Here is a 26,833-nt window from a genome sequence, read left to right on the forward strand (position 1 = left end):
TTCGCGACCGACGTCATCACCGGTGGTCCGACCTACGTCCTGGGCTACCTGGACGTTCCGCACGGCGCGGACGGGCTGCCGGAGTACAAGGGGCCGTACAAGGGCGGTGCCAGCCAGGCCGACTTCGACAAGGCGGTCACCTGCGACGGCAACAAGCTGACGATGCACTTCAACCAGCCGTGGGCGGACCTCCCTCTCGCTGTTGCGGCGCTGCGCTCGTTCGACCCGTACCGCAAGGACAAGGACGAGGGCGACAAGAACAACTACGTGGTCTTCTCGAACGGTCCCTACAAGCTCGACGGCAAGTGGAACCCGAATGGGGGCGGCACGTTCGTGCGCAACACGGAGTACGACCCCAAGAGCGACGAGACCGGCACCCGCAAGGCGCTCCCGGACAAGATCGTGTACACGCAGGGCGATACGGACGAGGTCATCTACGACCGGCTGATCGCGGACTCCGGCGACGACCAGTTCGCCGTCACCGACCGTCGCATCCCGCCGGCCTACTACACCCAGATCACCGGCGCGGTGGAGGACCGCTCGACGCTCCTCGACACGCCGTACGTGGACTACTGGGTCCCGAACTTCAAGAAGGTCACGAACCTCAAGGTGCGTCAGGCGCTGATGCTCGCCACCAACGCCCAGGGATACCTCACCGCCCTCGGCGGCCCCAATGCCGGGGCGGTTGCGAAGTCGGTCGTCAGCCCGACCCTCGTCGGCTACCAGGACAACCCGAACTTCACCCAACCACCCGAGGGTGATCCGGAGGCAGCGAAGGCGCTGCTCGAGGAGTCCGGTGAGCAGACGCCGTACCCGCTCAAGGTCACCTACCAGAGTGGCACGCCGTCGCTCGACAAGTCCGCCGGCGCCCTCGCGGACACCTGGACCAAGGCCGGGTTCAAGGTCACGCTCGACCCGCAGGTCGAGACCTTCTACACCGTCATCCAGAAGCCGAGTGCGGACTTCGACGCCGTCATCGCCGGCTGGGCCGCCGACTGGCCGTCGCAGGCGGCAGTGCTCCCACCGCTGTTCGACAGCCGGATCAACCTGGTCAGCTCCGAGACGAACGGCTCGGACTACGGCAACTTCCAGAGCGACACGGTCAACAAGCTGATCGACGAGGCGGCAGCCATCCCGGACGTCGAGGAGGCGGGCAAGAAGTGGGCCGCGGTCGACGACCAGCTCGGCAAGGAGGTGGCCTACGTCCCGCTGCGGACCATCAAGTACTACTACCTGAACGGTTCGAAGGTCACCGGCTTCCTGGGGAGCCCCAACACCGGTGTCGTCGACCTCGGCGTGGTCGGCGTCGAGAACTGACACGTCGAGGACCAGGAGGAGCTCACGAGGTTTCGGGGGTGGGGACCGGGACGGCGCCGCACGCCGTCCCGGTCCCGGCCCGTTCCGGGCCGGCCATCCGGACCGGTCCGGCACTCCTCCTCGACACCACCCGACCCCGGGTCTACCGTCGAACACCGGGCCGAGACCACGACCCGGGATCGGAGAGGTCGTGACCCACCCGCTCGAAGGCCGCCATCGCGACCCGCTCTTCCTCAGCCAGTCCACCCCCACCGTCGTCCTCGACGACACGATGGTGATCCGGGCGGCCACGCCGTCGTACCAGCGGATGACGCAGCGGCACGAGGAGGAGCTGGTCTCGGTCGGGGTGTTCGACGCCTTCCCGGAGAACCCCGAGGGCCCCGGTGACTCGGGCCGGACCCTGCTCGGGTCGCTCGAGCACACGTTGGGCCGGGCCCGGGGCGACGTGCTGATGCCGATCCGCTACGACATCCCCGACCCCACCCGCCCGGGGCGCTTCATGGAGCGGACCTGGGTGCTGGTGAGCACGCCGGTCTTCGACGGCGAGCGCACCATCGGCGTGTCGATCCGGGTGCAGGACGTGTCCCCGCTGGGGGACCGGCTGGTCGGGGTGCTGCAGGACTACGCCGACCTGCTCCGGGAGCAGGACCTGGTCTCGGGAGCCGCGCAGGAAGCGGCCGCCAGTCTGTTCGACGTCCTCGGGCAGATGGACGACTACGCCGCCCTCGGCCGCGAGGTGATGCACCTGCGCCGGGCGCTCAGGACCCGCCCTGTGATCGAGCAGGCGAAGGGGATCGTGATGGCGGAGCGCAAGTGCGACGACGCGGCGGCGTTCGCCGTGCTCCGGTCGATGTCGCAGAACAGCAACGTGCCGCTCTCCCAGGTGGCCGCGGCGGTGGTCTACCAGGCGACCCGTCCCCGCTGAGGCGCCTCACTCCTCGAGGTCGGCGTTGGTGCGGCCGCTGAGCACCGACTCGTTGCGTCCCGCGGTGACGTCCTGTCCTCGGTCGGCGTGCTCGTCGGCGACCTTGACCAGCAGCCAGTTGGCCTCGTCGCCCCCCATCCCGGTACGGGTGAGCGCGAACCCTCCCCGCAGGCGGTGGCCGTGCAGGTCGACCTTCACGTGGCCGGCCGCCAGCGCCTCGGCCATGGGCAGCGGCGCGCCGTTCCGCTCGGTGAGGTTGTCGTAGTCGCCGGTGTCCCAGACCACGACCGTGCCCGCGCCGCGGGAGCCGGCGATCCGGCCCTCGAAGCCGCCGTGCTCCATCCCGTGGTCCTCGACCCGGTGCGCGAGCCGCTTCACGCCGGGGTCGAGCGACGGCCCCTTCGGCACCGCCCAGGACACCAGCGCGCCGTCGACCTCCAGCCGCAGGTCGTAGTGGAGGTTGGTGGCGTCGTGGCGCTGGACGACGAAGACCGGGCTCACCCCCGCGACGCTACCTCCCGCCGTACGACGCGACCGCGGGCCCCGGCCCCACGCGGGGATGGCCGCGCCCACCCCTCGTGGGGCTAGTATCGCCGGGGCCTCCGGGTGAGTGTGGGGCGGTGGAGCAGGCCACCCAGACGAACGTCGCGGAAGTGGTGTGCCAGTGGACCAAGACCTCCAGCAGCAGTGGGGGCTCACAACCGAAGAAGCAGGAGGCGTGGACCAGACCCGGATCGGGCGGTTCCGCTACGACCTGACCACGGATGCGTGGGAGTGGTCAGCCGGCCTCTACCTCGTCTACGGCTTCGAGCCCGGTGAGGTGGTGCCGTCGACGGGACTGCTCCGGGCGCACGTGCACCCCGACGACGAGGCCCGGGCGCTCGAGGTCGGCCTGCGCGTGCTCCGGCACGGCGAGCCGTTCAGCGCCTACTTCCGGATCATCGACGCCGGGACCCGGGTCCGCCGCCTGCTGGCGGTCGGGCAGCCGAGCTCGAACGGCACCGGCGAGGTGTGCGGGGTCGAGGGGCACGTGGTCGACCTGACCGAGGCCAACGAGGCGCTCTCGCGCGTCGAGGTGACCGCCGCGGTCAACGACTTCAAGACCCACCGCGCGGTCATCGAGCAGGCCAAGGGCGTGCTCGTGCAGCTCTGCTCGATCGACGCCGACACGGCGTTCGTCGCGCTGGTGCAGCTCTCCAAGCAGTCCAACGTGCGGGTCCGGGTGCTCAGCGAGCGCCTCGTCGACGCCGCCTCCCACGAGCGCACCCCCGCCCGTCACCCGCAGGAGCGGGTGCTGGACCTGATGACCGACCTGCTCCGCTGAGGCTCGCGGTCCGGGCCCGCTCACGCTGTCCACGCAGGGGAGCGGCCCGGACGCTGTCTCCTGAACGCCCGGGCCTGGAGTCCGAGAGTCCCCGGGGACCGACGTGCTCCTGCGGGCGCCGTGCCCAGTCGCACGACCCGACATGAATCCGGCGCGCGCCCTCCCTTCTTGTGGTCGAGCCGTGGACCCGCAGCGGCGCGGTGCGGTGGTTGAGGAGCGAGCGCCAGCGGCGTCGTCTGGTGGTTGAGGAGCGAGCGCCAGCGAGGAGGCCGGTGCGGCGACCCTGGGGTCAGGCGCGGCTCCCGGGCTGACCGACTGCGACCTGTCCCTGGGTGGTGAGGGCACTCCCGGGGTGGCCGCGTTCGCCGCGGAGCCGTTCGGTGCCGCGCTGGGCGTCTCCACCCGGTCGGCGATGGGCCTGTTGGCCGACGCGCTCGACCTGCGGCACCGGTTCCCGCTGCTGTGGGCGAAGGTGGAGGCGCTGGCGGTGGCGCCGTGGAAGGCCCGCCGGGTCGCCACCGACACCAGATCCCTTCCACTCGAAGCCGCCCGATGGGTCGACACCGAGCTCGCGCAGCGTGTCGACGGCTTCGGTCTGCCCACCATCGAGCGGCTCGTCGCCCACGCCGCCGCGAGGTTCGCGCCCGCGAAGCAGACCAAGGAGTCCGCGGGCAGGGAGGGCTGGCACGTGACCTTCACTCACCCGGCGCCCGGGGAGTTCGCCGGCACCTCCTGGCTGGAGGCGGCCGGCCCCACCCCCGACCTGACCGCCTTCCACGACCTGGTCGGCGCCGAGGCCACAGCGCTCGGCCGGCTCGGGGACACCGGCTCCTACGGACAGCGGCAGGCCAAGGCACTCGGCGTGATCGCCGCCCGGCAGGCCACCCTCGACCTCACCGGCCACGAGCCTCAGCAGGTTCCGCGGCCCGAGGGCGACCATCCAGCCAGTGCTCGACCTCACCCGCGACGACGCCGTCGACACCCACGACCCACCTACCTGGATGCGCGAGACGGTGATCCTCCGCGACCGGCACTGCGTGTTCCCGTGGTGCGGCCGCGACGCCCGGTCCTGCGACCTCGACCACATCGACCCCTACGACGACACCGGACCACCCGGCCAGACCCGGCCGGCCCATCTCGCCGCGCTCTGCCGACGGCACCACCGGGCCAAGACCTTCGCCGGCTGGACCCACACCGCCTGCCTGACGGCTCGTATCGATGGACCAGCCTGCACGGCGCGACCTACACCGTCGGACCCCAGGGCACCCACGCCACCGGTCCGTCCGGACGAGCCGCGTCGGTGGTTCAGGAGCGAGCGCCGGCGAGCACCTCGACACCAGCCCTACGCGCACTGGCCATCACCAGCTGACCGGACCCGGAAGCCCACGGCTTCCGGGCCACCGGCACGCCCTGGCCGCCCTGGTCTCGACGGGGCCGCTGCGACACCTGCTCAGCCGACGGGGGTTCTGCACGACCGGCCCGCCAGGGCGAGTGGGTGTAGTGCCGTGCGACGTGCTCGCACAGCGGGCGAGGTGCGCAGCTCGGCGATCCGTGCAGAAGACACGCGCAACCGCCGTCGGGACCTGCTCCGTACACGGATCGCCCGCGTCACTCGTCCGGGGCCTGCTCAGCGCACGGAGCGCCCGCGCGGCCCGTCCCGGAACCCCCGGGCCTCAGTCCTGCGGCCAGGTCTTGGCGACCAGCGTCAGCACGTCGTACGTCGCGACCGGGTCGCCGTCGGCGTTCGTGACCACCGCGTCCCAGCGGACCTCGCCGTAGTCGGCGTTCGTGCGCGGGGTGATCTGCTTGACGGTGAGCGTGACCGCGATCGTGTCGTCGACCTTGACCGGGGTGAGGAAGCGGAGCCGGTCGACGCCGAAGTTGGCGAGGACCGGGCCCGGGGCGGGGTCGACGAACAGGCCGGCGGCGAGGGAGACGACGAGGTAGCCGTGGGCAACGATGCCGCCGAACAGCGGGTTCTTCGCTGCGGCCTCGGGGTCGGTGTGGGCGTAGAACGTGTCGCCGGTGAACTCCGCGAAGTGGTCGATGTCGGCCAGCGTGACCTGCCGCGGCTCCGAGGCGATGGTGTCGCCGACGCGCAGCTCGGCCAGGCTCTTGCGGAACGGATGCACCCCGTCGTCGCGGCGGGCCGATCCGGTGGTCCAGGTGCCGGTGATCGCGGTCAGCATGTCGGGGGAGGCCTGGATCGCGGTGCGCTGCATGTGGTGCAGCACGGTGCGGATGCCGCCGAGCTCCTCGCCGCCGCCGGCCCGGCCGGGGCCGCCGTGGACCAGCATCGGGAGCGGGGAGCCGTGCCCGGTGCTCTCCGGGGCGTCGTCGCGGTCGAGGACCAGGATCCGGCCGTGCCACGGAGCCAGGCCGAGGGTCAGGGTGCGCGCCACCCCGGGGTCGTGGGTGACCACCGAGCCGACGAGCGAGCCCTTGCCGCGGGCGGCCAGGTCGACCGCCTCGTCCAGGGAGTCGTAGGTGAGTACGGTGCTGACCGGTCCGAACGGCTCCACGTCGTGCGGCTCGACGGCGCCCCGCTGGGCCCGCAGCAGCACGGGGGAGAGGAACGCGCCGCGGTCGGCGTCGCCGTCCAGCAGCGTGACCTGGTCGGGGTCGCCGTACACGATCTCGGCTGAGGAGCGCAGTGACTGCAGCGCCTTGCGGACCTCCTCGCGCTGCCCGAGGCTGGCCAGCGCGCCCATCCGGACGTCGGGGTTGGCCGGGTTGCCGACGGTGACCTTCTCGAGCCGGGCGGTGATCGCGGCGACCACGTCGTCGGCGATCGCTGCGGGCACGATGGTGCGCCGGATCGCCGTGCACTTCTGGCCGGCCTTGACCGTCATCTCGGTGACCACGCCCTTGACGAACAGGTCGAACTCCGGGTCGCCGGTGGCGACGTCGGGACCCAGCACCGAGCAGTTCAGCGAGTCCGCCTCGACGCCGAGGGTGACCCCGCCGTGCAGCACGTTGGTGTGGGTGCGCAGCAGCCCGGCCGTGTGTGCCGAGCCGGTGAACGCCACCGAGTCGTGCACGGTGAGCTCGTCGAGCAGGCTGCCCGCGCTGCCGGCGAGCAGCTGGACGGAGCCCTCGGGGAGGAGACCGGAGGAGACGATGCGGCGGATCAGGGCCTCGGTGAGGTACGCCGTCTGGCTGGCCGGCTTCACGATCGTCGGCAGGCCGGCCAGGAACGCCGGGGCCAGCTTCTCGAGGAAGCCCCACACCGGGAAGTTGAACGCGTTGATCTGCACCGCGACCCCGGGGCGCGAGGTGAAGACGTGCTGGCCGAGGAACCGGCCCTCGCGGCCGAGCCGCTCGAGGTTGCCGTCGAGCACGACCGTGTCGTTGGGCAGCTCGCGGGCGCCCTTGCTGGCGTAGCTGAAGACCGTCCCGATGCCGCCGTCGATGTCGACCAAGCCGTCGCGCTGGGTGGCGCCGGTGCGCAGGGACAGCGCGTAGAGCTCGTCCTTGTCCTCGTTGAGGTGCTTCGCGAGCGCCTTGAGCGCCGCGGCCCGCTCGTGGAAGGTGAGTGCCCGGATCGCCGGCCCGCCGACGGTCCTGGCGTACGTCGTCATCTCCCCGAGGTCGAGCCCGGTGGCGGAGATCCGGGCCACCTCGTCGCCGGTGGCCGCGTCGAGCAGTTGGGTGCCCTCGTCGGGGGCGCGGTACCAGCGTCCGGCGGCGTAGCTCTCGAGCAGGTGCGTCACGGGGAGTCCTTTCGTCGGGACCACGGTGCCAGATGCGGGCCGGGCAGGGCAGGCCGCGCTGGAACGCTGTGACAGTGATTGCGCCCCTCTGTCGACCCGTGTCACACTATTACAGACCGCTCGGTCAGTAAATCGGTGACCCGGCACATCCTGTGCCGACTCACCACGCCCGAGCGACGGTGACCCGGCACAGGATGTGCCGANGGCAATCCAGGGAGACAGGAATGACGGCCAGCCCCACCGAGGACGAGCTCCAGGCCGGGTTCGACGCGACCATCGGCCGCAACGACCGGATCGAGCCGCGCGACTGGATGCCCGAGGGCTACCGCAAGACGCTGGTGCGCCAGATCGCCCAGCACGCGCACTCCGAGATCATCGGCATGCAGCCGGAGGGCAACTGGATCACCCGGGCGCCGTCCCTGCGCCGCAAGGCGGTGCTGCTGGCCAAGGTGCAGGACGAGGCCGGGCACGGGCTCTACCTCTACTCCGCCTGCGAGACCCTCGGCACCAGCCGCGGCGAGCTCACCGAGAAGCTGATCGCCGGCGCCCAGAAGTACTCCTCGATCTTCAACTACCCGACACTCTCCTTCGCCGACGTCGGCACCATCGGCTGGCTGGTCGACGGCGCCGCGATCTGCAACCAGGTCCCGCTCTGCCGTACGTCGTTCGGGCCCTACGGCCGGGCGATGATCCGGATCTGCAAGGAGGAGTCGTTCCACCAGCGGCAGGGCTACGAGCTGCTGATGACGATGATGCGCGGGACCGACGCCCAGCGCGCGATGGTCCAGGAGTCGGTGGACCGGTTCTGGTGGCCGGCGCTGATGATGTTCGGCCCGCCGGACGCCGACTCGCCCAACACCGCGCAGTCGATGGCGTGGGGCATCAAGCGCAACACCAACGACGACCTGCGCCAGCGGTTCGTCGACATGACCGTCCCGCAGGCCGACGCCCTCGGCGTCACGCTGCCCGACCCGGACCTGCGCTGGAACGAGGAGCGCGGCGCGCACGACTTCGGCCAGCCCGACTGGGACGAGTTCCTGCAGGTGGTCAAGGGCAACGGCCCGTGCAACGCCCAGCGCCTCGCCCACCGGCGCCGTGCGCACGAGGACGGGGCGTGGGTCCGCGAGGCGGCGATGGCATTCGCCCGGAAGAGCAGGGAGCAGGAGGCGTCGGCATGACCGAGAACCAGGGACCGCGGGATGAATGGCCGCTGTACGAGGTGTTCGTCCGCGGCAAGCGCGGGCTCAACCACGTCCACGTCGGCTCGCTGCACGCCGCCGACGACGAGATGGCCGTCCGACACGCCCGCGACGTCTACACCCGGCGCAACGAGGGCGTGAGCATCTGGGTGGTCCGCGCCGACGCGATCACCGCCTCCAGCCCCGACGAGAAGGACCCGCTGTTCGCCCCGAACGGCGACAAGGTCTACCGCCACCCGACGTTCTACGCGATCCCCGCCAACGTCCCGCACATGTGACGGGCGCCCGAGGAGACAGATGAACGAGTTCCACCAGACCCCCTCCCACTCCGCACCCGACCCGAGCCACGAGGACGGCAGCGTGTACGACGGACTGCTCGGCACCGACTCCAGCCAGTGGGCGTTCGGCACCGACTTCGAGGACCCCCTGGCCGGCGTCGACACCACGGTCCCGGACGGGGTCGACCACCGCATGCTCGCGGCGTACTGCCTGGCCCTCGCCGACGACGCCCTCGTCTTCTCCCACCGGCTCTCCGAGTGGTGCAGCAACGCCCCCGACCTCGAGGAGGACATCGCGCTCGCCAACATCGCGCTCGACCTCCTCGGCCAGGCCCGGCTGCTGCTGGCCCGGGCCGCCGCGGCCGACCCGGATGTGGTCCCCGTGCTGCCCGAGGGGTCGCCGGTGCCGGCCGAGGACGCGCTGGCGTTCTTCAGGGAGGCCGACGAGTTCCGCAACGTCCGGTTCGTCGAGGTGCCCAACGGCGACTTCGCCCACACGGTGGCACGGGTGCTGCTGTTCGCGACCGCCCGACTGGCGGTGCTCGACCGGCTGACCGGCAGCCGCGACGCCGTGCTCGCCGCGGTCGCCGCCAAGGGCGTCAAGGAGCTGACCTACCACCGCGACTACGCCGGCCGCTGGTTCCTGACGCTCGCCCGCGGCACCGAGGAGTCCCGCCGCCGGCTGGTCGCCGCCCTGGACCAGCTCTGGCCGCTCTACCCCGAGATGCTCGCGACCCACCCGGTCGAGGCGGCGGCCGCCGAGGCGGGCGTCGGCGTCGACCCGGCCACGGTTGCGGCGGAGACCGACGTGGTCCTGGAGCAGGTGCTCGCGATGAGCGGCGTCGACCGCCCGCAGCGGGCGTCGCTGGCCGGGGTCGACGGCCGCACCGGCCGCGACGGCCTGCACACCGAGGCGCTGAGCCGGATGCTCGCCGAGATGCAGGTCGTGGCCCGCGCGCACCCGATGGGCCAGTGGTGACCACCGTGGTGACGACCGCGTACGCCGTCGCCGCGACGGTCACCGACCCCGAGATGCCGATGCTGACGCTCGAGGACCTCGGCGTGCTCCGCGACGTGAGGGAGGACGCCGACGGCTCGGTCGACGTGGCGATCACCCCGACGTACAGCGGGTGCCCGGCGATGGCCACCATGCGCGACGACCTGGTGCACCGGCTCCGCGACGCCGGGTACGCCGACGTCCGCGTGCGGGTCGAGCTGAGCCCGGCCTGGTCCAGCGACTGGATCACCGACCGCGGCCGCGCGGCGCTGGCCGAGCACGGCATCTCGCCGCCGGGTGCCGCCCCGATCGCCTCCGGACCGGTGGCGCTGAACCTCCTCCCGACCCGCCGGGCCGTCGCCTGCCCGCGCTGCCGGTCGACCGCGGTCGAGCTCACCTCGGAGTTCGGGCCGACCGCCTGCAAGGCGCTCTACCGGTGCACGGACTGCCTCGAGCCGTTCGAGCACGTGAAGGAGATCTGATGACCGCGACCGTCGAGCCGGTGCGGGCCGCGCGCCGTGCCTCCCCGGTGTTCCACACCCTCACCGTCGCCGCCGTCGACCGGCTCACCGACGACGCCGCCGCGATCAGCTTCGACGTCCCGCCGGAGCTGGCCGACGCCTACGCCTTCGAAGCCGGCCAGAGCCTGACCCTGCGCCGGATGATCGACGGGCAGGAGCACCGCCGCACGTACTCCATCTGCGCCCCGGTCGGCCGCCGCCCGCGGATCGGCGTGCGCGAGATCCCCGACGGGCTGTTCTCCCGATGGCTGGTGCACGACGTGCAGCCCGGCGACGAGGTCGAGGTGCAGACCCCCAGTGGCAGCTTCCGCGCCGACCCCGCCGCCGGGGGCCGGCACCTGCTGATCGCGGCCGGCTCGGGCATCACCCCGATGCTCTCGATCGCGAGCAGCGTCCTGGCCAACCCCGACGCCGAGGTCATCCTCTTCTACGGCAACCGCACGAGCGGCTCGGTGATGTTCACCGAGGAGCTCGGCGACCTCAAGAACCAGCACGGCCCGCGGTTCCAGGTGGTGCACGTGCTCAGCCGCGAGCCGCGCGACGTCGAGCTGTTCTCCGGACGCCTGGACGCCGATCGGCTGCGCCGGCTGATCGGCACGTTCGTCCCGCTCGGGTCGACCGACCACGTCTGGCTGTGCGGCCCGTTCGAGATGACCACGGCCGCCCGCGCCATGCTCACCGAGCTCGGGGTGCCGCCCGGGCGCGTGCACGTGGAGCTGTTCTACGTCGACGAGCCGCCGCCGGAGGTACGCCGCGCAGACCCGCTCGCCGGCGCCGACACCAGCGCGGTCACTGTCGTCCTCGACGGGCTCAGCGCCACGGCGCCGATGCCGCGCGACCGCACCATCCTCGACGCGGCCCAGTCCTCGCGCTCCGACCTGCCGTTCGCCTGCAAGGGCGGCGTCTGCGGCACCTGTCGCGCCATGGTCACCTGCGGCGAGGTCGACATGCGCCGCAACTACGCCCTGGAGGACGCCGAGGTCGAGGCCGGCTTCGTGCTCACCTGCCAGAGCTACCCCGTCAGCGACGAGGTCACCGTCGACTTCGACGCCTGACCCCCCGATCCCCAGCTCTGGAGGGAGTCCCGCATGACGCACGCCTACGTCGTCGCCGGCGTCCGCACCCCGATCGGCCGGTACGCCGGCGCACTCGCCCACACCCGTCCCGACGACCTGGCGGCGCTCGTCGTCGGCGAGGCCGTCTCCCGTGCCGGCGTCGACCCGGCGCTGGTCGACGAGGTCGTGCTCGGCGCCGCCAACCAGGCCGGAGAGGACAACCGCAACGTCGCCCGGATGGCGCTGCTGCTGGCCGGCCTGCCCCAGTCGGTGCCCGGCTTCACCGTCAACCGGCTCTGCGCGTCCGGCCTGACCTCGGTGGTCACCGCGCGGCAGATGATCGCGGCCGGCGACGCCGACTTGGTGGTGGCCGGGGGAGTCGAGTCGATGACCCGCGCGCCATGGGTGACCGAGAAGCCGGCAAAGGCGTTCGCCAAGCCGGGCGCCTCGTTCGACACCTCGATCGGCTGGCGGTTCGCCAACCCCCGGTTCGACGCCGACACCACGCTGTCGATGCCGCAGACCGCCGAGCGGGTGGCCGAGCGCTGGCGGCTGACCCGCGAGGCGTGCGACGCCTTCGCCCTGCGCTCGCACGAGCGGGCGCTCGACGCGATCAAGAACGGCCGGTTCGAGGACGAGATCGTCCCCGTCCCGGTGAAGGACGGCGCGTTCGCGGTCGACGAGGGACCGCGTGCCGGCACCAGCCTGGAGGCGCTCGCCAGGCTGCGTCCGGTCAACGGTCCCGACGGCATCGTCACCGCCGGCAACGCCAGCTCCCTCAACGACGGCGCCGCCGCCGTCGTGGTGGCCAGCGAGCGGTTCGTCGAGCAGCACGGGCTCACCCCGCGGGCCCGCCTGGTCGCCGGCGCGAGCGCCGGCGTGGCGCCCGAGATCATGGGCATCGGCCCGGTGCCGGCCACGCACAAGGCACTGGACCGCGCCGGCTGGACGGTCGGCGACCTCGACGCGGTCGAGCTGAACGAGGCGTTCGCCTCCCAGTCGCTGGCCTGCGTGCGGGACCTCGGCCTCGACGAGGAGGTCGTCAACGCCGACGGCGGCGCGATCGCGCTGGGCCACCCGCTCGGCGCGTCCGGGGCCCGGATCCTGGTCACGCTGCTCGGGCGGCTGGAGCGGGCCGGGGCCCGTCGCGGCCTCGCCACCATGTGCGTGGGCGTCGGCCAGGGCACCGCCCTCCTGGTGGAGCGAGCATGAGCGTCGGGCCGCTGCTGGTCGAGGAGGCCGGCGACCGGGTCGTGCTGCGGCTGAACCGGCCGGGGGTGCGCAACGCGATCGACCAGGAGATGGTGGACGCCCTGCACGACGCCTGCGCCCTGCTGGAGCGGGAGCCGCGGGTCGCGCTGCTGGTCGGCGAGGGTGGCGTGTTCGCGGCCGGCGCCGACATCGCCCAGCTCCGCGAGCGCCGCCGCGACGACGCCCTGCGCGGCATCAACTCGAAGATCTTCGACCGGGTACGCCGCCTCCCGATGCCGACGGTCGCGCTGCTGGACGGCTTCGCCCTCGGCGGGGGAGCCGAGCTCGCCTACGCCTGCGACTTCCGGATCGGGACCCCGGCCGCCCGGATCGGCAACCCCGAGACCGGGCTCGGCATCCTGGCCGCCGCCGGCGCCGCGTGGCGGCTCGCCGAGCTGGTCGGGGAGCCGGTCGCCAAGGAGGTCCTGCTCGCCGGCCGGGTGCTCGACGCCGACGAGGCGCTGGCGCTCCGGCTGCTCTCGGAAGTGGTCGCGGCCGACCAGCTGGTCGCGGCCGGGCACCGCCTCGCGGACCGGATCGCGAAGCAAGGACCCCTCGCCGTACGCCTCACCAAGGCGGTCTTCCACGCACCGCGGGACGCGCACCCGTTCGTCGACGACCTGGCGCAGGCGGTGCTGTTCGAGACCGAGGACAAGCACGAGCGCATGACGGCGTTCCTGGAACGCCGGAAGGAGAAGCGATGAGCGACCTCTCGCCGGAGCTGCCCGGCACCGTCGGGGTGTACGGCGGCGGCCGGATGGGCGCCGGGATCGCGCACGCCTTCCTGGTGGCCGGGTCCGCCGTGGTCGTCGTCGAGAGCGACGCCGAGGCCGTGGCCGCCGCCCGCGAGCGGGTCGCGACCAGCCTGCTCGGGGCCGAGGAGCGCGGCAAGCTCGAGGGCAGCGCCGCCGAGGTGCTCACGCGGCTCGAGGTGACCACCGACCCGGCCGGACTGGCGGGCTGTGCGCTGGTCGTCGAGGCCGTGCCGGAGGACCCGGCGCTGAAGGCACGGGTGCTGGCCATGGTGGAGTCCGCGGCGCCCGGGGCGGTCACCGCGACCAACACCAGCTCCCTGTCGATCGACGGGCTGGCCGCCGGGCTGGCGCGACCGGACCGCTTCGTCGGGCTGCACTTCTTCAACCCGGTCCCGGCCAGCGACCTGGTCGAGATCGTGGTCGGCTCCACCACCGGCGACGACCTCGTCGCCGCGGCACAGGCCTGGGTCGAGGCGCTCGGCAAGACCGCGATCACGGTCACGGACACGCCGGGCTTCGCCAGCAGCCGGCTCGGCGTCGCGATCGCGCTGGAGGCCATGCGGATGCTCGAGGACGGCGTGGCCTCCGCGGCCGACATCGACACGGCGATGACCCTCGGCTACCGGCACCCGGTCGGCCCGCTGCGGACCACCGACCTGGTGGGGCTCGACGTACGCCTGGCCATCGCGGAGCACCTCGCACGCGAGCTCGGTCCCCGGTTCGAGCCGCCGGCGATCCTCCGGGAGCTGGTCGCGGAGGGACGGCTCGGCCGGAAGGTCGGGCACGGCTTCTACGACTGGTGAGGCGCCGGGCGGGTCAGGCCGTCGAACGCGATCGTGGCCACCGCGTCGGAGAGCACGGCAGCGTCCACGGACCCGCCCGGGCGGTACCACTCGACGAGTGAGTTCACCATCCCGAACAGCAGGCGGCTGACCACGTCGGGGTCGACGTCGTCACGGAGCGAGCCCTCCGCCACCGCGGCCCGGACCAGGTCCGCCAGCCGGGCGTCGAGCTCGCGGCGCCGGCGCTGGGCGGCGAGCTCGACGTCGCTGTTGCCGCGCACCCGCAGCAGCAGCGTGACCGCGGGCTGGTGCGCGACGAGCACCTCGACGCTGCGCCGGACCGTGTGCCGCAGCCGTTCCTCCGCGGACAGCCCGTCGGCGTGCGTGACCGCCTCCTCGACCACGGCGGTCAGCTCGTCGAGCGCCTCGTCCAGCGCCTCCGCGAGCAGGTGCGCCTTGCTCGGCACGTGGTGGTAGATCGCGGACTTGGTGAACCCCAGCTCGCGGGCCAGGTCACCCATGCTGGTGGCGTCGTACCCCTGCCGGTTGAAGAGGTCGACGGCGCGCCGCAGCACGGTCTCCTGGTCGTGCCCGGGACGCCCCCGCCGGGGCCCGGGCTCGCTCGCCTGCCCCGTCGGGTGTTCCGTCTCCGGCTCGGCCACGGCGTCAGGCTCTCACAGGGCACGGCCCGCACGAGCCGCTTCCGTGGCGTCGTCGCCCGAGCCGTCGCCGGCCGGCGGACCGTCAGCGGGACGGCTCAGGGACGTTGCACTTCACCTTCGGGTTCACGCCGAGGTAGTTCAGGGGTCCGGCGACCACGGTGAGGATCGTGTCACTGGCGGTCTTGCAGCTGACGTCGCGGTCGTTGCTGAAGTAGCCCCGCTGGGCGGCGGCGACCACACCGATGACCAGCCAGACGATGACGATGACCCCGACAAGGCCTCCGGACCTGCGCATGCGTGCTCCTTCGATGGCGAATCCCCCGCTGACAGGCACGCCGTACCCGCTGGGTCGGCCCGCAATCGTCCGGTTCGTCGGCCCGCCGGACGGCCGACCCGGGCCACGGGTCGGCCACCTATCCTGAGGACGGGCCAACCGTCCGGTCGGTGACGGGGTGGCCCGGTGTGGTCGGCAGGTGTCGCAGCAGGCGTGGTCAGGAGGACCGGTGGACGGCTCGGGTGCGATCTACGCACGCATCGTGGAGTCCACGCGCGACGGCATCTGGGTCTTCGACCCAGCGGGCCGCACCTTGTTCGCCAACGGACGGCTCGCGGACCTCCTCGGCACCACCGTCGCGGAGCTCCGCGGCACCACCGTCCCCGACTTCCTGGACGCGGAGGGCAAGGCACAGTTCGCCCGCCACCTGGACGAGCTCCGCACGGCCGGACCGAACACCGGAGACGTCGAGTGCGTCTACCTCAGGGCCGACGGCACCCCGGTCGACCTGATCGTCAGCGAGTTCCCGCTGTACGACGAGCGCGGCGAGCTCACCGCCTACGTCCACCGGCTGGCGCTGGACGCCGAGCGCCGCGCGCTCGTGCAGGAGCTGAAGAAGAACCGCGAGCTCCTCGACGAGGCGCAGGGCATCGCCCGGATCGGGAGCTGGGAGATCGAGCTCGAGACCGAGACCATGACCTGGACCCCGCAGATGTTCGCCCTGCTCGGGCTGGACCCGGCGACCACCACCCCGAGCCGCGAGGCGTTCCTCGCCCGCCTCGTCGACGCCGACCGGCCGGCGATCGAGGCTGCCGTGGACGGCGCGCTGGACGAGGGCTCGTTCAGCTTCGACGCCCGCGTGGCCCGGCGGGACGGCGAGACCCGGTGGGTGCGCGGCCTCGGCCGCGTCGCCTACGCCCCGGGTGGTGAGCCGCTGCGTGTCGGCGGCACCGTGCAGGACATCACCGACATCAAGGAGGCCGAGCTCAAGCTGCTCGACGCGGTGGTCCTCAACACGCTCATGCAGGTGATGGCGACCGCGGCGAACCAGGCGCAGACCCTGGTCGAGGCGCTGATCGTCACCCGCGGCATGCTGCTCGGCCACGAGGACTGGCTGCGCGGGGTCGGCTTCTCCGTGGACCCGGCCACCGGCGAGCCGGTCCCGATGCCGCTGACCCCCGACGACCCCGAGCCGGACGACGTCGAACTTCGCCTCGCCGCGCGCACCGTGGCCGGCGACGGCACCGTCTTCGACGAGGAGTCACGGCCGCAGACCCCCTCGATCGGCTTCCTGGTGAAGCTCGACGCCCGGCCGCTGGTGGTCGTGGTGATCACCGCCGCGTCGCCGTTCGAGCGGCACGAGATGCTGCACGCCCTGTGCACCCAGGTCGCCGACCAGCTCGGCCGGGTCGCCGAGCGCGAGCAGGCGGCCGCCCAGCTGGCCACCGCACGCGACGCGGCCATGGAGGCCTCGCGCCTGAAGTCGGAGTTCCTGGCCACGATGAGCCACGAGATCCGCACCCCGCTCAACGGCGTGATCGGCCTGAACGAGCTGCTCCAGCGGACCGCGCTCGACGACGACCAGCGCCGGCTCGCCGAGGGCGTCCAGGGCGCCTCGCGGGCGCTGCTCTCGATCATCAACGACATCCTCGACTTCTCGAAGATCGAGGCCGGCGAGCTCGAGCTCGAGGAGGTCGACTTCGAGGTCCGCCCGGTCTTCGAACAGGCCGTCGCGCTGCTGACCGAGGCCGTCCACGACAAGGGGATCACGCTGTCGCTCTCGGTCGACGAGGACGTGCCCGAGCGGCTGGTGGGCGACCCGACCCGGCTGGGCCAGGTGCTGTCCAACCTGCTGTCCAACGCGGTCAAGTTCACGACCTTCGGCGAGGTGCAGGTCACGGCGTACGTCGACGCTGCCGACGACACCGGCGTGCTGCTCGGCGTCGAGGTGGCCGACACCGGGATCGGGATCCGCCACGACCAGATGGAGCGGCTGTTCGAGCCGTTCCGCCAGGCCGACGCCTCCACCACCCGCACGCACGGCGGGACCGGCCTCGGCCTGGCCATCTCCCGGCAGCTGGTGACCGCCCTCGGCGGCGACATCGGCGCCCGCAGCGAGCCCGGGGAGGGGAGCACGTTCTGGTTCACCGCCCGGCTCGGCTCCGCCCGTCCGGGCATCCGCCGCCTCGAGCCGGAGCCGCCCCGCCCCGGCGACGCACCGCGGCACGGCCACGTGCTGCTGGTCGAGGACAACGACGTCAACCAGCTGGTCGCGCTCGGTTTCCTCGAGGCGCTGGGGTGGACCGCCGACGTCGCCCAGAACGGCGAGGAGGCGGTCGCCCGCGCCGCGGAGACGGCGTACGACGCGATCCTGATGGACCTCCAGATGCCCGTGCTCGACGGCTTCGGCGCCACCCGCGCGATCCGGGTCGCCGAGCCGCCGGGACGGCGGGTACCCATCATCGCGATGACCGCGTCGGCGTTCGAGGCGGAGCGGGAGAAGTGCCTGGCGGTCGGGATGGACGACTTCCTCACCAAGCCGGTGGACAGCGCCCGGTTGGCGTCAGTTCTCCGGACCCGCACCGCCGTGGCTCCCGGCCCGGCTGCCGTGACCCCGGTGCCCGGGCCGCGCGTCGCGTCCGGGGTGCTCGACACCAGCCGGATCGAGGAGCTGCTGGAGATGGGGGAGGGGGCCCAGGTGCTCGTCGACCGGGCGGTCGAGAACTTCGTGTCCCGGGTGCCCGAGACCGTCACCGGCCTGCAGGAGGCGATCGCCCGGCAGGACGGTGAGGAGCTGCGGGCGCTGGCCCACCGGCTCAAGGGCAGCGCGCTCAACCTCGGGGTCTCTCGGGTGGCCGAGGTCAGCCTGGCGCTGGAGGAGTCCGGCCGGGAGGGCTGCACGGACGCGGCACCCGGGCTGCTGGTCGAGCTCGAGGCAGCGCTCGGCGAGGCCAGCGTCGCGCTGGCGAGCTACCGCCGGTCGACCGCCTGAGGTGGGTCAGGGCGTGGGAGCCGGCGTCGGTGACGGCCGGGCCGCGAGCTGCTCCTGCACGCAGGTGTCGAACGCGTCGTCGCTGCGCGCCGGGTCGTCGACGAGGCCCTGGGCCGTGCAGTGGTCCTTGGCCTGCTGGAGCGCGGCCGGGTCCGGTGCGGGGTCGGTCGTGGGCGTCGGTCCGGGGGAGGGGCTCGGGGTCGGTGCCGGCGTCGGTCCCGGCGTCGGTGTCGGCTGCCCGGTGGCCGGGTTCGTGGGCTGGTCCGAAGGCTGGTCCGTGGGCGTGGGCTGCCCGCCGACCGGGGTCTGCGCCGGAAGGTCGACCGGGTCCGCCAGCAGCGTGCCGTCGCGCCCGACCTGTGCGGTGCGCACCTGGCCGGCCTGGGCCCGTCCGGCGTCGGCGTGGCCGGTCGGCGGGTAGGTGATCGGCCCCGGCGTGCTCGCCTCGAAGGCGTCGGGCGTGAGCCCGGCCGAGGACGCCGGCACGGTGGTGGTGCCGAAGTCGCCGCGGGCGTAGCCGGCTGCGATCGCCGTCACCAGCGCGACGTACCGGGCGCTGTGGTTGTAGCGCAGCACGGCCGCGTCGCGACCGGGACCGGTGGACAGGTCCTCGTCACCCGAGCAGAGGTAGACCGCGGTGGCGAGGGCCGCGTCGTCGACGTCCTGCGGGTTGCGGACGCCGTCGCCGTCCGCGTCGACGCCGACGACCGTCCACGTCGACGGGATGAACTGCATCGGGCCGACCGCCCGGTCCCAGCGGGTGTCGTGGTCGTAGCTGCCGGCGTCGGTGTCGTGGATCCGGCGGGTGCCGTGCCGACCGTCGAGGGGGATGCCGTAGATGCCCGGAGTCGCGAGCCCGACCTCGGCGAGTGCACTGCCGCCGTGCCGGCCGTGGTCGGACTCGACCTTGCCGATCGCCGCGATCAGCTCCCACCCGAGCGAGCACCCGGAGTCGGAGGCGTTGATGATCGTCGCGGCGCGCTGGTACGCCGCCAGGGCCGGCCCCGGGATGGCCGCGCGCGCGGCGGCAGCGGCGGTCCCCGTGCGGCTGGAGCGGGTGGCGTGCGTGAGGCTGGCGGGGGCCTGGATCACGGTGACCCGGGGGAGCGGCGTCGTCTCCGCGGCGGGGGCCGCGCCGGACCCGGGGGCGGCGACGTCGGCGGTGAGCGAGCGGGCGACGGTCGGGGCGACGGCGGCCGGGACGACCGCGTTGAGCGCCCAGGAGGCGGGGAGTGCGGCGACGGTCGCGGCGACGAGGGAGCGCCAGGTCCAGGCCCGGCGGGCACGCCAGACGTGCCGTCCCCTGTCGAGCATCCCGATCCCCTCCCCCGAGCCGCCTCCTACCCGTGGCGGCGGTCGGGTCTCACCGTACCCATCCTGGGCAGGGATGCAAGAGGCCCGCTGGCCACGATGACCCTCACGTGTCACGCGTCCATGGCCCGCGCCGGTGGGGTACCCCGGGGGGAGCAGGGAGTCGGCGGAGGGTCAGCGGACCGCGGTCGCCGAGAACGTGAAGGCTCGCTGGTCGTCGCGGCTGGAGCCTTCGCAGGAGTAGCTGCCGTCGACGTTGCAGCGGAAGCGGGCCGAGGTGTTGACCAGGGTGATCACCGCGCGCTTGATCGTGGCCCTGGCGAAGTAGACGCGGACCGCGCCGCTCCCGTCCGCCCGCAGCGGGACCTGCTTGCGCACCAGGGTCCCGTCCTTCCTGTCCAGCGTGACGAGCGCCCTGGTCAGACCGCCCGGACCGTCGACCTTCACGCGCAGCTTCCAGACGCCGGTCAGTCCCGAGCCCGGGACGACGGTGTAGTGGCGGCCGGCGAGGTGGTCGATGCGCACCCGCCGGGTGCCGGTCGCGTGGCTCTTGTTGCTGAAGGTCCAGCGGCGGCTGGCGGAGGCATGGGGCCACGCGCCACCCTCCGAGAAGTTCCGGCCCGGGAAGAAGCCGGCGGCGACGTAGCCGAGCACGCGGGTGGCGAGGCTGGTGTTCGCGGCGTCCAGCGTCCGCCGGATCGCGAGCGTCGAGTACACCCCGTCCCGGGCGGCGCGGTTCCACATGCTCCGGACCGCGTCGCGACCCATGCGCTCGGAGAGGAACTGGAAGAACGACCAGTTGCCGTAGACGGTGCCCGGCCCGTCCAGCGGCAGGGCCGGCCGCTTGAGGGTGCTGAAGGGGAGGTAGTTGCGGTTGTCGTTGACCCCGTCGTACACCTGCTCCTCCATCCAGGTGGCCGTCGACTCCATGAACCAGGTGTCGTCGAACTGGTCGTAGGCGTACTGGACGGTGTGGAAGAACTCGTGCGCGACGGTCACCTGGTGCATGCCGTCCGAGGACGTCGGGCCGGGGAACTGGCGCTTGGAGAAGTCGTCGTCGAGCACCATGTACGCCGACGAGGTCGTGGGAGTCGGGCGATCGCTGGCGACGAAGCCGAAGTAGCCGTCGCCGCCGATGTCACCGAGGTAGACGTCGAGCCGGGCGTCGGGGCCCTCGCCGAAGCCCGGGCCGCGGTCCGCCAGCGGGGCCCGGTAGCCGAGCGAGGTGACCTCGGTGTCCCAGGCCTCGTTGATGAACTGCGCGGTGAGCGTCACCCGTCGCGGCGGCAGGCCGCCCACGGTGGCGCCGGGGGGCGCGTCGGCCGTGGTCGCCACGTAGTGCACGCACACCTGGCCGGAGCAGTAGGGGTCCTCCTCGGCGGTCCGGTACCTCAGCAGCGCGTCGGCCGGGTCGTTCCCGTCGGTGGGCCGGGAGAGGATCCGCCGCGCCTGCCGCTGGTCCGCCGGGCCCAGGTCCGCGAGGTCCTGGCTGAGCTGGTTGAGGACCAGGGTCGGGTCGGTGCCGGGCTCGGCGGTGCCGTCGACGAGGTCCTGCGCGGTCTCGAGGACCTGCTCGGGGTCCTGCGCCGGGTCCGTCCCGGGGGCGGGCACGGGGTCCAGCACGGACCCGGTCACGCCGCCGCCGGCCGGGGCCGCGCCGGGGTCGGCGTACGACGGCAGGGCGGTGGCAGCGATGCCCGCGGTGGCGACGAGGACGGTCAGTCCGCGGGCGACCCGAGGGGAGGGGAGCAGGCGCATGCCCAGAAGGGTACGCGTGACCGGGCGCCTGTCTCCCATTCCGGGAGCGGGGCCCTAGACGGTGCCGGAGATCTTCTCGATCAGTGCGGTGGTCGAGATCGCCGGGGTGCGTGGGAGGTAGACCACGTCGCAGACGTCGGAGAACTCGTCGAACTTGCCCTTCCAGTCGTCACCCATCACGAGGACGTCGGCGGCGTACTTGAGGATGTAGTCGCGCTTGAGCTCCAGGCTCTCCTCGACGAAGACCTCGTCGACGGGCTTGAGGGCGGCCACGATCGCCAGCCGCTCCGCCTGCGAGAACACCGGCGGACGGCCCTTCTTCCGCTCGTTGAGGGCGTCGGCGGAGACACCCACCACCAGACGGTCGCCGAGCGACGCGGCGCGCTCGATGACCCGGAGGTGGCCGACGTGGAACACGTCGAAGGTGCCGAAGGTGATGACGGTGCGGGACATGGGGACATGGTAGGTGTCGGGCGCCAACCCACGCAGGTTAGGCTTACCTTAGAAGTCGACCCATGCACCCTCCCTGCAACGGAGCACGCCCACATGCGCACGTCCGCCCTGCTCGCGACCGGCCTCACCCTGGCCGCACTGTCCGCCACCGCGGGCTGCGGCCTCTTCGGTGAGGACCAGCCCGCCGACCTGCAGGTCTACTCCGCCCGGCACTACGGCTCGGAGGAGGTCTTCAAGCAGTTCACCAAGGAGACCGGGATCACCGTCGACTTCCTCGGGGGCGACAACAGCGAGCTCCTCGAGCGGATCAAGGCCGAGGGCGAGGACTCCCCGGCCGACGTCTACATGACCGTCGACGCCGGCAACCTCTGGAACGCCGCCGACCAGGGCCTGCTCCAGCCGATCGACAGCCCGACCCTCGACAAGGCCGTCCCGCAGCAGTACCGCGACTCCCAGGACCGCTGGTTCGGCCTGGTGCTGCGGGCACGCACCGTGCTCTACAACCCGGACAACGTCAAGGAGTCCGACCTCGACCCCCAGGACACCTACGCCGGCCTGGCCGACCCGAAGTGGAAGGGCCGGATCTGCATGCGCGACACCAGCGAGGCCTACACGGTCTCCCTCGTCGCCTCGCTGATCGACCTCTACGGCCGCGACAAGGCGCTGGACATCGTGAAGGGCTGGGTGGCCAACGACGTCGACGTGATGGCCAACGACGTGCTGCTCATCGACGCGGTCGACGCCGGCACCTGCGACGTCGCCCTGGTCAACCACTACTACCTCGCACGCGAGCTCGAGGAGCGACCCGACCTCGACGTGAAGCTCTACTGGGCCTCGCAGGAGGGGGCCGGCACGCACGTGAACATCTCCGGCGCCGGTGTGGTGAAGACCAGCGACAACAAGGAGCAGGCCCAGGAGCTCATCGAGTGGCTGGCCACCAAGGGCCAGGACGACATGATCGCCGGCAACCACGAGTTCCCCGTGAACCCCTCCGTGCAGCCCGACGAGGTCGCCCGGTCCTTCGGCACCTTCAAGCCGATGCCGATCGACGCCGAGGCGTACGGCGCGCTGAACGCCGAGGCGGTCGACCTGCTCGCCGAGGCCGGGTACAAGTAGGCCGGGACCTCCCGCCATGACGCAGAGCGTCGCGCCACCGGTCCCGCCGGTCGCGCCCGAGCCGACAGCCCGGTCCCGCCGCCCCTCCCGCGGCCGACCGGGCTGGTCGGTGTCCGTGCTGCTCATCGCGCTCGCCGTGGTCGGGCCGGTCGCGGCGGTCCTGGTCGACGTCGCGAACGGTGAGCTCCCGGACTGGCCGCGCAACCTCGGCGACATGGTCGTCACCACGCTGCTGCTCATGGCCGGCGTGGGCATCGGGACGCTGGTGCTCGGCTGCGGGCTGGCCTGGCTCGTGACGGCCTGCACCTTCCCGCTGCGCAACGTCATGGTCTGGCTGCTGGTGCTGCCGCTGGCGATGCCTGCCTACATCCTCGGCTTCGTCTTCCTCTCCATCTTCGACGCGGCCGGGCCGGTGCAGCAGTGGCTGCGCTCGGCGCTCGGTGACTTCGTCGAGTTCTCGGTGGCCACGCTGCCGGGCTGCGTGATCGTGATGTCGCTGACCCTCTATCCCTACGTCTACCTCCTCGCGCGGGCGGCGTTCGCCGAGCAGGCCCCGTCGACGTACGACGCGGCGCGCACGCTCGGCGCCGGCCGCGGCCGGGCGTTCTTCCGGGTGCTGCTCCCGCTGGCGCGGCCGTCCATCGCCGCCGGGCTCGCGCTGGTGATGATGGAGGTGCTGACCGACTTCGCGACCGTGCAGTACTTCGGGGTGCAGACCGTCTCGGTCGGCGTCTACACGGTCTGGAAGGGCTCCTACGACTTCGGTTCCGCGGTGCAGCTGGCCGCGCTGGTGATGCTGTTCGCGGTCGCGGTGCTGGCCGGGGAGCGGCTGATGCGCGGCCGGGCCCGGTTCACCCAGCAGGGCGGTCACGGCCGCGGCCTGCAGCCGGTGCGTCTGTCCGTCGGCCGCGGCCTGCTCGCCCTGCTCGCCTGCCTGCTGGCGCTGGCCGGCAGCTTCGTCGTGCCGGTGCTGCAGCTGGTCTGGTGGGCGGTCGACCACGCCCGCGGCGACGGCCCGCCGGCGCTGGACTCCGGCTTCGCCCAGGCCTTCTCGAACTCGATCTCGATCGCCGTGATCACCTCGCTGACGTGTGTCGTCCTGGCGCTGGTGATCGGGCACGCGATCCGGCTCGGCGGCGGCCGCTGGCTGCGGGCCGCGGCCCAGCTGACCACGTTCGGGTACGCCGTGCCCGGCGCCGTGATCGGCATCGGCACGCTGCTCCTCTTCGACTACCTCGACCGGGCGCTCGAGGCGCTCGGCGTCCCCGGCGGGACCGGGCTGCTGGTCACGGGATCGGTCGTCGGGATCCTCTACGCGTTCGTCGTGCGGTTCGTCGGGCCGGCCTCCCAGGCCGTCGACGCGTCGTACCAGAAGGTGCCGGTGACGCTCACCCAGAGCGCCCTCAGCCTCGGGGCCGGGCCGCTGCGGGTGCTCGGCCGGGTGCACGCGCCGCTGGTCCGCTCCGGGGTCGCGGTGGCGCTGGTGCTGGTCGCGATCGACGCGATCAAGGAGCTCCCGGTGGTGCTGATGCTCCGGCCCTTCGGGTTCAATACCGTGTCGGTGTGGGTCTATCAGCTCGCGAAGGAGAACCTGTGGGGTCTGGCGGCGCTGCCGGCGCTCGTGATCGTGGCGCTCGCGGTCGTGCCGGTGTTCATCCTGTTCCGGCAGGTGCGCACCGCCGACACCGCGACCCGGCAGCGTCGCTCGCGGGGGAGCCTCTGACGTGAGCTCCACCCCGGCCCTCGTGTTCGAGGGCGTGTCCAAGTCGTACGGCGCCACCCAGGCCGCGCGCGACCTCGACCTGTCCGTGCTGCCCGGCGAGATGGTGACCTTGATCGGCCCGTCCGGCTGCGGCAAGTCCACGGCGCTGCGGTTGATCGCCGGGCTCGAGCGGCCGGACGCCGGCCGGATCCTGGTCGCCGGCGAGGAGGTGGCCGGGCCGCGCCGGTTCGTGAACCCCGAGAAGCGTCGGGTCGGCCTGGTCTTCCAGGACCACGCGTTGTTCCCGCACCTGACCGTCACCCGCAACGTCCAGTTCGGCCTGCACGGGCTGCCCCGCGCCGAGCGGGCCGCCCGGGCCGCCGAGGTGCTGGAGCTGGTCCGGCTCGGCCACCTGGCCGGGCGCTACCCCCACGAGCTCTCCGGCGGTGAGCAGCAGCGGGTGGCGCTGGCCCGGGCGCTGGCGCCGCGGCCGGCCGTGGTGCTGCTCGACGAGCCGTTCTCCTCGCTCGACGAGAACCTGCGTGCGCAGGTGCGGGCCGAGGTGGTGGGGGTGCTGCGCGAGACCGGCACCACCGCGATCTTCGTGACCCACGACCAGACCGAGGCGCTGTCCATCGGCGACCGGGTGGTGGTGATGCAGGGCGGCCGGATCGAGCAGGCCGACACGCCGTACCGCGTCTTCGAGCAGCCGGCCACCCGCTTCGTGGCGTCGTTCATGGGCGACGCCGACTTCCTCCGCGCGCACGTGCACAAGGCGCTGCTCACGTGCGAGATCGGCGTGGTCTCGACGGTGCCCGGCTGGGCGTCGGCCGACGTCGACGTGGACGTGGTGCTGCGCCCGCACGAGGTGGCGATCACCCCCGAGCCCGGGCGCAACGGCGACGGGCCGGAGGTCGTCGACATGGAGTACCACGGCGCGTTCGTGCTGCACACGGTCCGGCTCGCGTCCGGCCAGACCGTCCGCTCGTGGCAGCCGCACTCGGTCCGGCACCCGGTCGGGACGCCGGTGCGGGTGTCGGTGGTGGCCGGGGTGACGCCGACGCTGCTGGTGGGCGACCACGCGGTCACCGCACCGCCGGGCACGGCGTCCTGAGGCGCCGTACCGCCGGTTCCGAGGGGTCGCCTGACACAATCGCGGCGATGACGATTCCGCTCGTGACCCCCGCGCCCGAGGCCGACGCCGCCCGCCTGCGCGGCCTGCGCCGGATGCAGGCCGTTGCCCTGGGCCTGCTGGCGTTCGCGGCCGTGGTCTACCTGCTGACGCTGGGGGAGGACGGCTTCCTCGGGTTCGTGAACGCCGGTGCGGAGGCCAGCATGGTCGGCGCGATGGCCGACTGGTTCGCGGTCACCGCGCTGTTCCGGCACCCGCTCGGGCTGCCGATCCCGCACACTGCGCTGGTGCCCCGGCGCAAGGACGAGCTGGGCAAGGGGCTGCAGGACTTCGTCGCCGAGAACTTCCTCCAGGAGGCGATCATCCGCGACCGGGTGGCCGCCGCCGAGGTCACCCGCCGGGTCGCGACCTGGGTCAGCCAGCCGGCCAACGCGCAGCGCGTGGTGGACGAGGTCCGCGACGTGGCAGTGGTCGGGCTGTCCAAGGTCAAGGACGAGCACATCGTCGAGCTGGTCGAGGCGATCCTGGTGCCGCGCTTCGCCGAGGAGCCGATCGCGCCGATCCTCGGGTCGTTCGTGACCGAGGCGGTCGCCGACGACCTGCACCACGGTCTCGTCGACCTGGCGCTGGGGGAGATGTACGACTGGCTGGTCGAGAACCCCCAGACCTTCACCGAGGTGCTCTCCGAGCGGGCGCCGTGGTGGGCGCCGCAGCGGCTCAACGAGGCCGTCACCCAGCGCCTGCACACCGAGGCGGTCCGCTGGCTGGCCGACATCCGGGCCGACCCGCACCACCATGCCCGGGCCGCGCTGGACTCGATGCTCGCGCAGCTCGGCCAGGACCTGCTCACCGACCCGGACACCCAGGCCCGCGCCGAGGCCCTGAAGATGCGGCTGCTCGAGCACCCGCAGTTCGCGGCCACCGCGATCTCGCTGTGGACCGCGCTCCGCAACGCCCTCCAGTCGGCGCTCCAGGACCCGTCCGGGCTGCTGGTCGAGCGGGCCCGCGAGGAGCTGGTCAGGGCGGGGGAGCGGATCCGCGCCGACGACGCCATGCGCGCCCGGATCGACCAGCTGGTCAGCGACGTGGCGGTCTTCGTGGTCGCTCGCTACGGCGCCGAGCTGACCACGGTCATCACGCACACGATCGAGCGCTGGGACGGCAAGGAGGCGGCCCGCAAGATCGAGCTGCACGTCGGCCGCGACCTGCAATTCATCCGGATCAACGGCACCATCGTCGGCGGTCTCGTCGGCGTCCTGATCCACGCCGTCTCCGTCCTCGTCCGCTGACTGTGAGGATTCCCTTCGCAGCCTGAT

At 72.7% G+C, this 26,833-nt stretch carries 24 protein-coding genes; 17 read left to right on the forward strand and 7 right to left on the reverse strand.

All coding sequences use genetic code 11. From position 1 onward, the window contains the following. Both EKO23_RS21830 and EKO23_RS21835 read left to right on the forward strand, forming a co-directional pair. Nucleotides 1–1,317 (forward strand): ABC transporter substrate-binding protein (locus EKO23_RS21830; protein ID WP_134720600.1); only part of this gene is annotated, 1,317 nt, incomplete at its 5' end. Between the two features lie 190 nt (nucleotides 1,318–1,507). After that, nucleotides 1,508–2,242, forward strand: a complete 735-nt coding sequence (locus EKO23_RS21835; RefSeq protein ID WP_134720601.1) for an ANTAR domain-containing protein — start codon at nucleotides 1,508–1,510, stop codon at nucleotides 2,240–2,242. A gap of 6 nt (nucleotides 2,243–2,248) precedes the next feature. Here EKO23_RS21835 and EKO23_RS21840 read toward each other — a convergent pair whose 3' ends face one another. Beyond that, a complete protein-coding gene (locus EKO23_RS21840) occupies nucleotides 2,249–2,743 on the reverse strand; it encodes a DNA polymerase ligase N-terminal domain-containing protein (RefSeq protein ID WP_246051235.1) in 495 nt (164 codons plus the stop codon). A 217-nt stretch (nucleotides 2,744–2,960) separates the two neighbouring features. Between EKO23_RS21840 and EKO23_RS21845 the strand changes: the two genes are divergently transcribed. Together EKO23_RS21845 and EKO23_RS21850 are read left to right on the forward strand one after the other, a co-directional pair. Further along, entirely contained in the window at nucleotides 2,961–3,566 is a 606-nt protein-coding gene (locus tag EKO23_RS21845; protein WP_167880593.1) for a PAS and ANTAR domain-containing protein, read from the forward strand. A 352-nt stretch (nucleotides 3,567–3,918) separates the two neighbouring features. Continuing rightward, nucleotides 3,919–4,935, forward strand: a complete 1,017-nt coding sequence (locus EKO23_RS21850) for a hypothetical protein (RefSeq protein WP_134720603.1) — start codon at nucleotides 3,919–3,921, stop codon at nucleotides 4,933–4,935. 304 nt (nucleotides 4,936–5,239) lie between these two features. Here the strand turns inward: EKO23_RS21850 and paaZ are convergent, their stop codons facing one another. Continuing rightward, nucleotides 5,240–7,279 carry a phenylacetic acid degradation bifunctional protein PaaZ gene (gene paaZ / locus EKO23_RS21855; protein WP_134720604.1) on the reverse strand — a complete coding sequence of 680 codons (2,040 nt, stop codon included), beginning with the start codon at nucleotides 7,277–7,279 and terminating at the stop codon, nucleotides 5,240–5,242. A 224-nt stretch (nucleotides 7,280–7,503) separates the two neighbouring features. On the opposite strand from paaZ, the gene paaA reads away from it, so the two are divergent. From paaA to EKO23_RS21895, 8 genes are read left to right on the forward strand one after another with little or no spacing between them, the layout of a single operon-like run. Then, nucleotides 7,504–8,457: a 1,2-phenylacetyl-CoA epoxidase subunit PaaA gene (paaA, locus tag EKO23_RS21860; protein WP_134720605.1), complete on the forward strand. Its 954-nt coding sequence runs from the start codon at nucleotides 7,504–7,506 to the stop codon at nucleotides 8,455–8,457. Beyond that, a complete protein-coding gene (gene paaB / locus EKO23_RS21865; RefSeq protein WP_134720606.1) occupies nucleotides 8,454–8,756 on the forward strand; it encodes a 1,2-phenylacetyl-CoA epoxidase subunit PaaB in 303 nt (100 codons plus the stop codon). The genes paaA and paaB overlap by 4 nt, the downstream gene beginning before the upstream one ends. 19 nt (nucleotides 8,757–8,775) lie before the next feature. After that, on the forward strand, nucleotides 8,776–9,735 hold the full coding sequence (gene paaC, locus EKO23_RS21870) for a 1,2-phenylacetyl-CoA epoxidase subunit PaaC (RefSeq protein WP_134720607.1): 960 nt from the start codon (nucleotides 8,776–8,778) through the stop codon (nucleotides 9,733–9,735). Next, nucleotides 9,732–10,235, forward strand: a complete 504-nt coding sequence (gene paaD, locus EKO23_RS21875) for a 1,2-phenylacetyl-CoA epoxidase subunit PaaD (protein ID WP_246051237.1) — start codon at nucleotides 9,732–9,734, stop codon at nucleotides 10,233–10,235. Before paaC ends, paaD begins: the two co-directional genes overlap by 4 nt. Beyond that, nucleotides 10,235–11,329 (forward strand): 1,2-phenylacetyl-CoA epoxidase subunit PaaE, encoded by a 1,095-nt coding sequence (gene paaE, locus EKO23_RS21880; protein ID WP_134720608.1) that lies wholly within the window; start codon nucleotides 10,235–10,237, stop codon nucleotides 11,327–11,329. Before paaD ends, paaE begins: the two co-directional genes overlap by 1 nt. A 33-nt stretch (nucleotides 11,330–11,362) precedes the next feature. Further along, a complete protein-coding gene (locus EKO23_RS21885) occupies nucleotides 11,363–12,541 on the forward strand; it encodes a thiolase family protein (RefSeq protein WP_134720609.1) in 1,179 nt (392 codons plus the stop codon). Next, nucleotides 12,538–13,284 carry an enoyl-CoA hydratase/isomerase family protein gene (locus EKO23_RS21890; protein WP_134720610.1) on the forward strand — a complete coding sequence of 249 codons (747 nt, stop codon included), beginning with the start codon at nucleotides 12,538–12,540 and terminating at the stop codon, nucleotides 13,282–13,284. The genes EKO23_RS21885 and EKO23_RS21890 overlap by 4 nt, the downstream gene beginning before the upstream one ends. Further along, on the forward strand, nucleotides 13,281–14,138 hold the full coding sequence (locus EKO23_RS21895; protein ID WP_134720611.1) for a 3-hydroxyacyl-CoA dehydrogenase family protein: 858 nt from the start codon (nucleotides 13,281–13,283) through the stop codon (nucleotides 14,136–14,138). Before EKO23_RS21890 ends, EKO23_RS21895 begins: the two co-directional genes overlap by 4 nt. Here the strand turns inward: EKO23_RS21895 and EKO23_RS21900 are convergent. Together EKO23_RS21900 and EKO23_RS21905 are read right to left on the reverse strand one after the other, a co-directional pair. Further along, entirely contained in the window at nucleotides 14,126–14,779 is a 654-nt protein-coding gene (locus EKO23_RS21900; protein WP_134720612.1) for a TetR/AcrR family transcriptional regulator, read from the reverse strand. The genes EKO23_RS21895 and EKO23_RS21900 overlap by 13 nt on opposite strands. 82 nt (nucleotides 14,780–14,861) lie before the next feature. After that, nucleotides 14,862–15,074 carry a hypothetical protein gene (locus EKO23_RS21905; RefSeq protein ID WP_134720613.1) on the reverse strand — a complete coding sequence of 71 codons (213 nt, stop codon included), beginning with the start codon at nucleotides 15,072–15,074 and terminating at the stop codon, nucleotides 14,862–14,864. A 208-nt stretch (nucleotides 15,075–15,282) separates the two neighbouring features. Here EKO23_RS21905 and EKO23_RS21910 point away from each other — a divergent pair, with 208 nt between their 5' ends. Beyond that, complete coding sequence (locus EKO23_RS21910; RefSeq protein WP_167880594.1) at nucleotides 15,283–18,045, forward strand: ATP-binding protein; 2,763 nt, start codon at nucleotides 15,283–15,285, stop codon at nucleotides 18,043–18,045. Nucleotides 18,046–18,051: 6 nt separating this feature from the next. Here the strand turns inward: EKO23_RS21910 and EKO23_RS26315 are convergent, their stop codons facing one another. The 3 genes from EKO23_RS26315 to EKO23_RS21925 all read right to left on the reverse strand — a co-directional run bounded on the left by EKO23_RS26315 (nucleotide 18,052) and on the right by EKO23_RS21925 (nucleotide 21,567). Next, the gene (locus EKO23_RS26315; RefSeq protein ID WP_175582730.1) at nucleotides 18,052–19,359 is read right to left on the reverse strand and encodes a lytic transglycosylase domain-containing protein; all 1,308 of its coding nucleotides are present in this window, start codon (nucleotides 19,357–19,359) and stop codon (nucleotides 18,052–18,054) included. A gap of 171 nt (nucleotides 19,360–19,530) precedes the next feature. Next, nucleotides 19,531–21,114 (reverse strand): MXAN_6640 family putative metalloprotease, encoded by a 1,584-nt coding sequence (locus EKO23_RS21920; protein ID WP_134720615.1) that lies wholly within the window; start codon nucleotides 21,112–21,114, stop codon nucleotides 19,531–19,533. A gap of 54 nt (nucleotides 21,115–21,168) precedes the next feature. Further along, the gene (locus EKO23_RS21925; protein ID WP_134720616.1) at nucleotides 21,169–21,567 is read right to left on the reverse strand and encodes an FAD synthase family protein; all 399 of its coding nucleotides are present in this window, start codon (nucleotides 21,565–21,567) and stop codon (nucleotides 21,169–21,171) included. A gap of 93 nt (nucleotides 21,568–21,660) precedes the next feature. Here EKO23_RS21925 and EKO23_RS21930 point away from each other — a divergent pair, with 93 nt between their 5' ends. The 4 genes from EKO23_RS21930 to EKO23_RS21945 are packed head-to-tail and all read left to right on the forward strand — an operon-like array spanning nucleotide 21,661 to nucleotide 26,806. Then, a complete protein-coding gene (locus EKO23_RS21930; protein ID WP_134720617.1) occupies nucleotides 21,661–22,683 on the forward strand; it encodes an extracellular solute-binding protein in 1,023 nt (340 codons plus the stop codon). Nucleotides 22,684–22,699: 16 nt separating this feature from the next. After that, nucleotides 22,700–24,406 carry an ABC transporter permease gene (locus tag EKO23_RS21935; protein WP_134720618.1) on the forward strand — a complete coding sequence of 569 codons (1,707 nt, stop codon included), beginning with the start codon at nucleotides 22,700–22,702 and terminating at the stop codon, nucleotides 24,404–24,406. A gap of 1 nt (nucleotide 24,407) precedes the next feature. Continuing rightward, nucleotides 24,408–25,499, forward strand: coding sequence for an ABC transporter ATP-binding protein (locus tag EKO23_RS21940; RefSeq protein WP_134720619.1), 1,092 nt, complete (start codon nucleotides 24,408–24,410; stop codon nucleotides 25,497–25,499). 47 nt (nucleotides 25,500–25,546) lie between these two features. Beyond that, complete coding sequence (locus tag EKO23_RS21945) at nucleotides 25,547–26,806, forward strand: DUF445 domain-containing protein (protein ID WP_134720620.1); 1,260 nt, start codon at nucleotides 25,547–25,549, stop codon at nucleotides 26,804–26,806. Nucleotides 26,807–26,833: the final 27 nt, after the last annotated feature.

The organism is Nocardioides guangzhouensis, from assembly GCF_004519545.1.
Lineage (GTDB): Bacteria > Actinomycetota > Actinomycetes > Propionibacteriales > Nocardioidaceae > Nocardioides > Nocardioides guangzhouensis.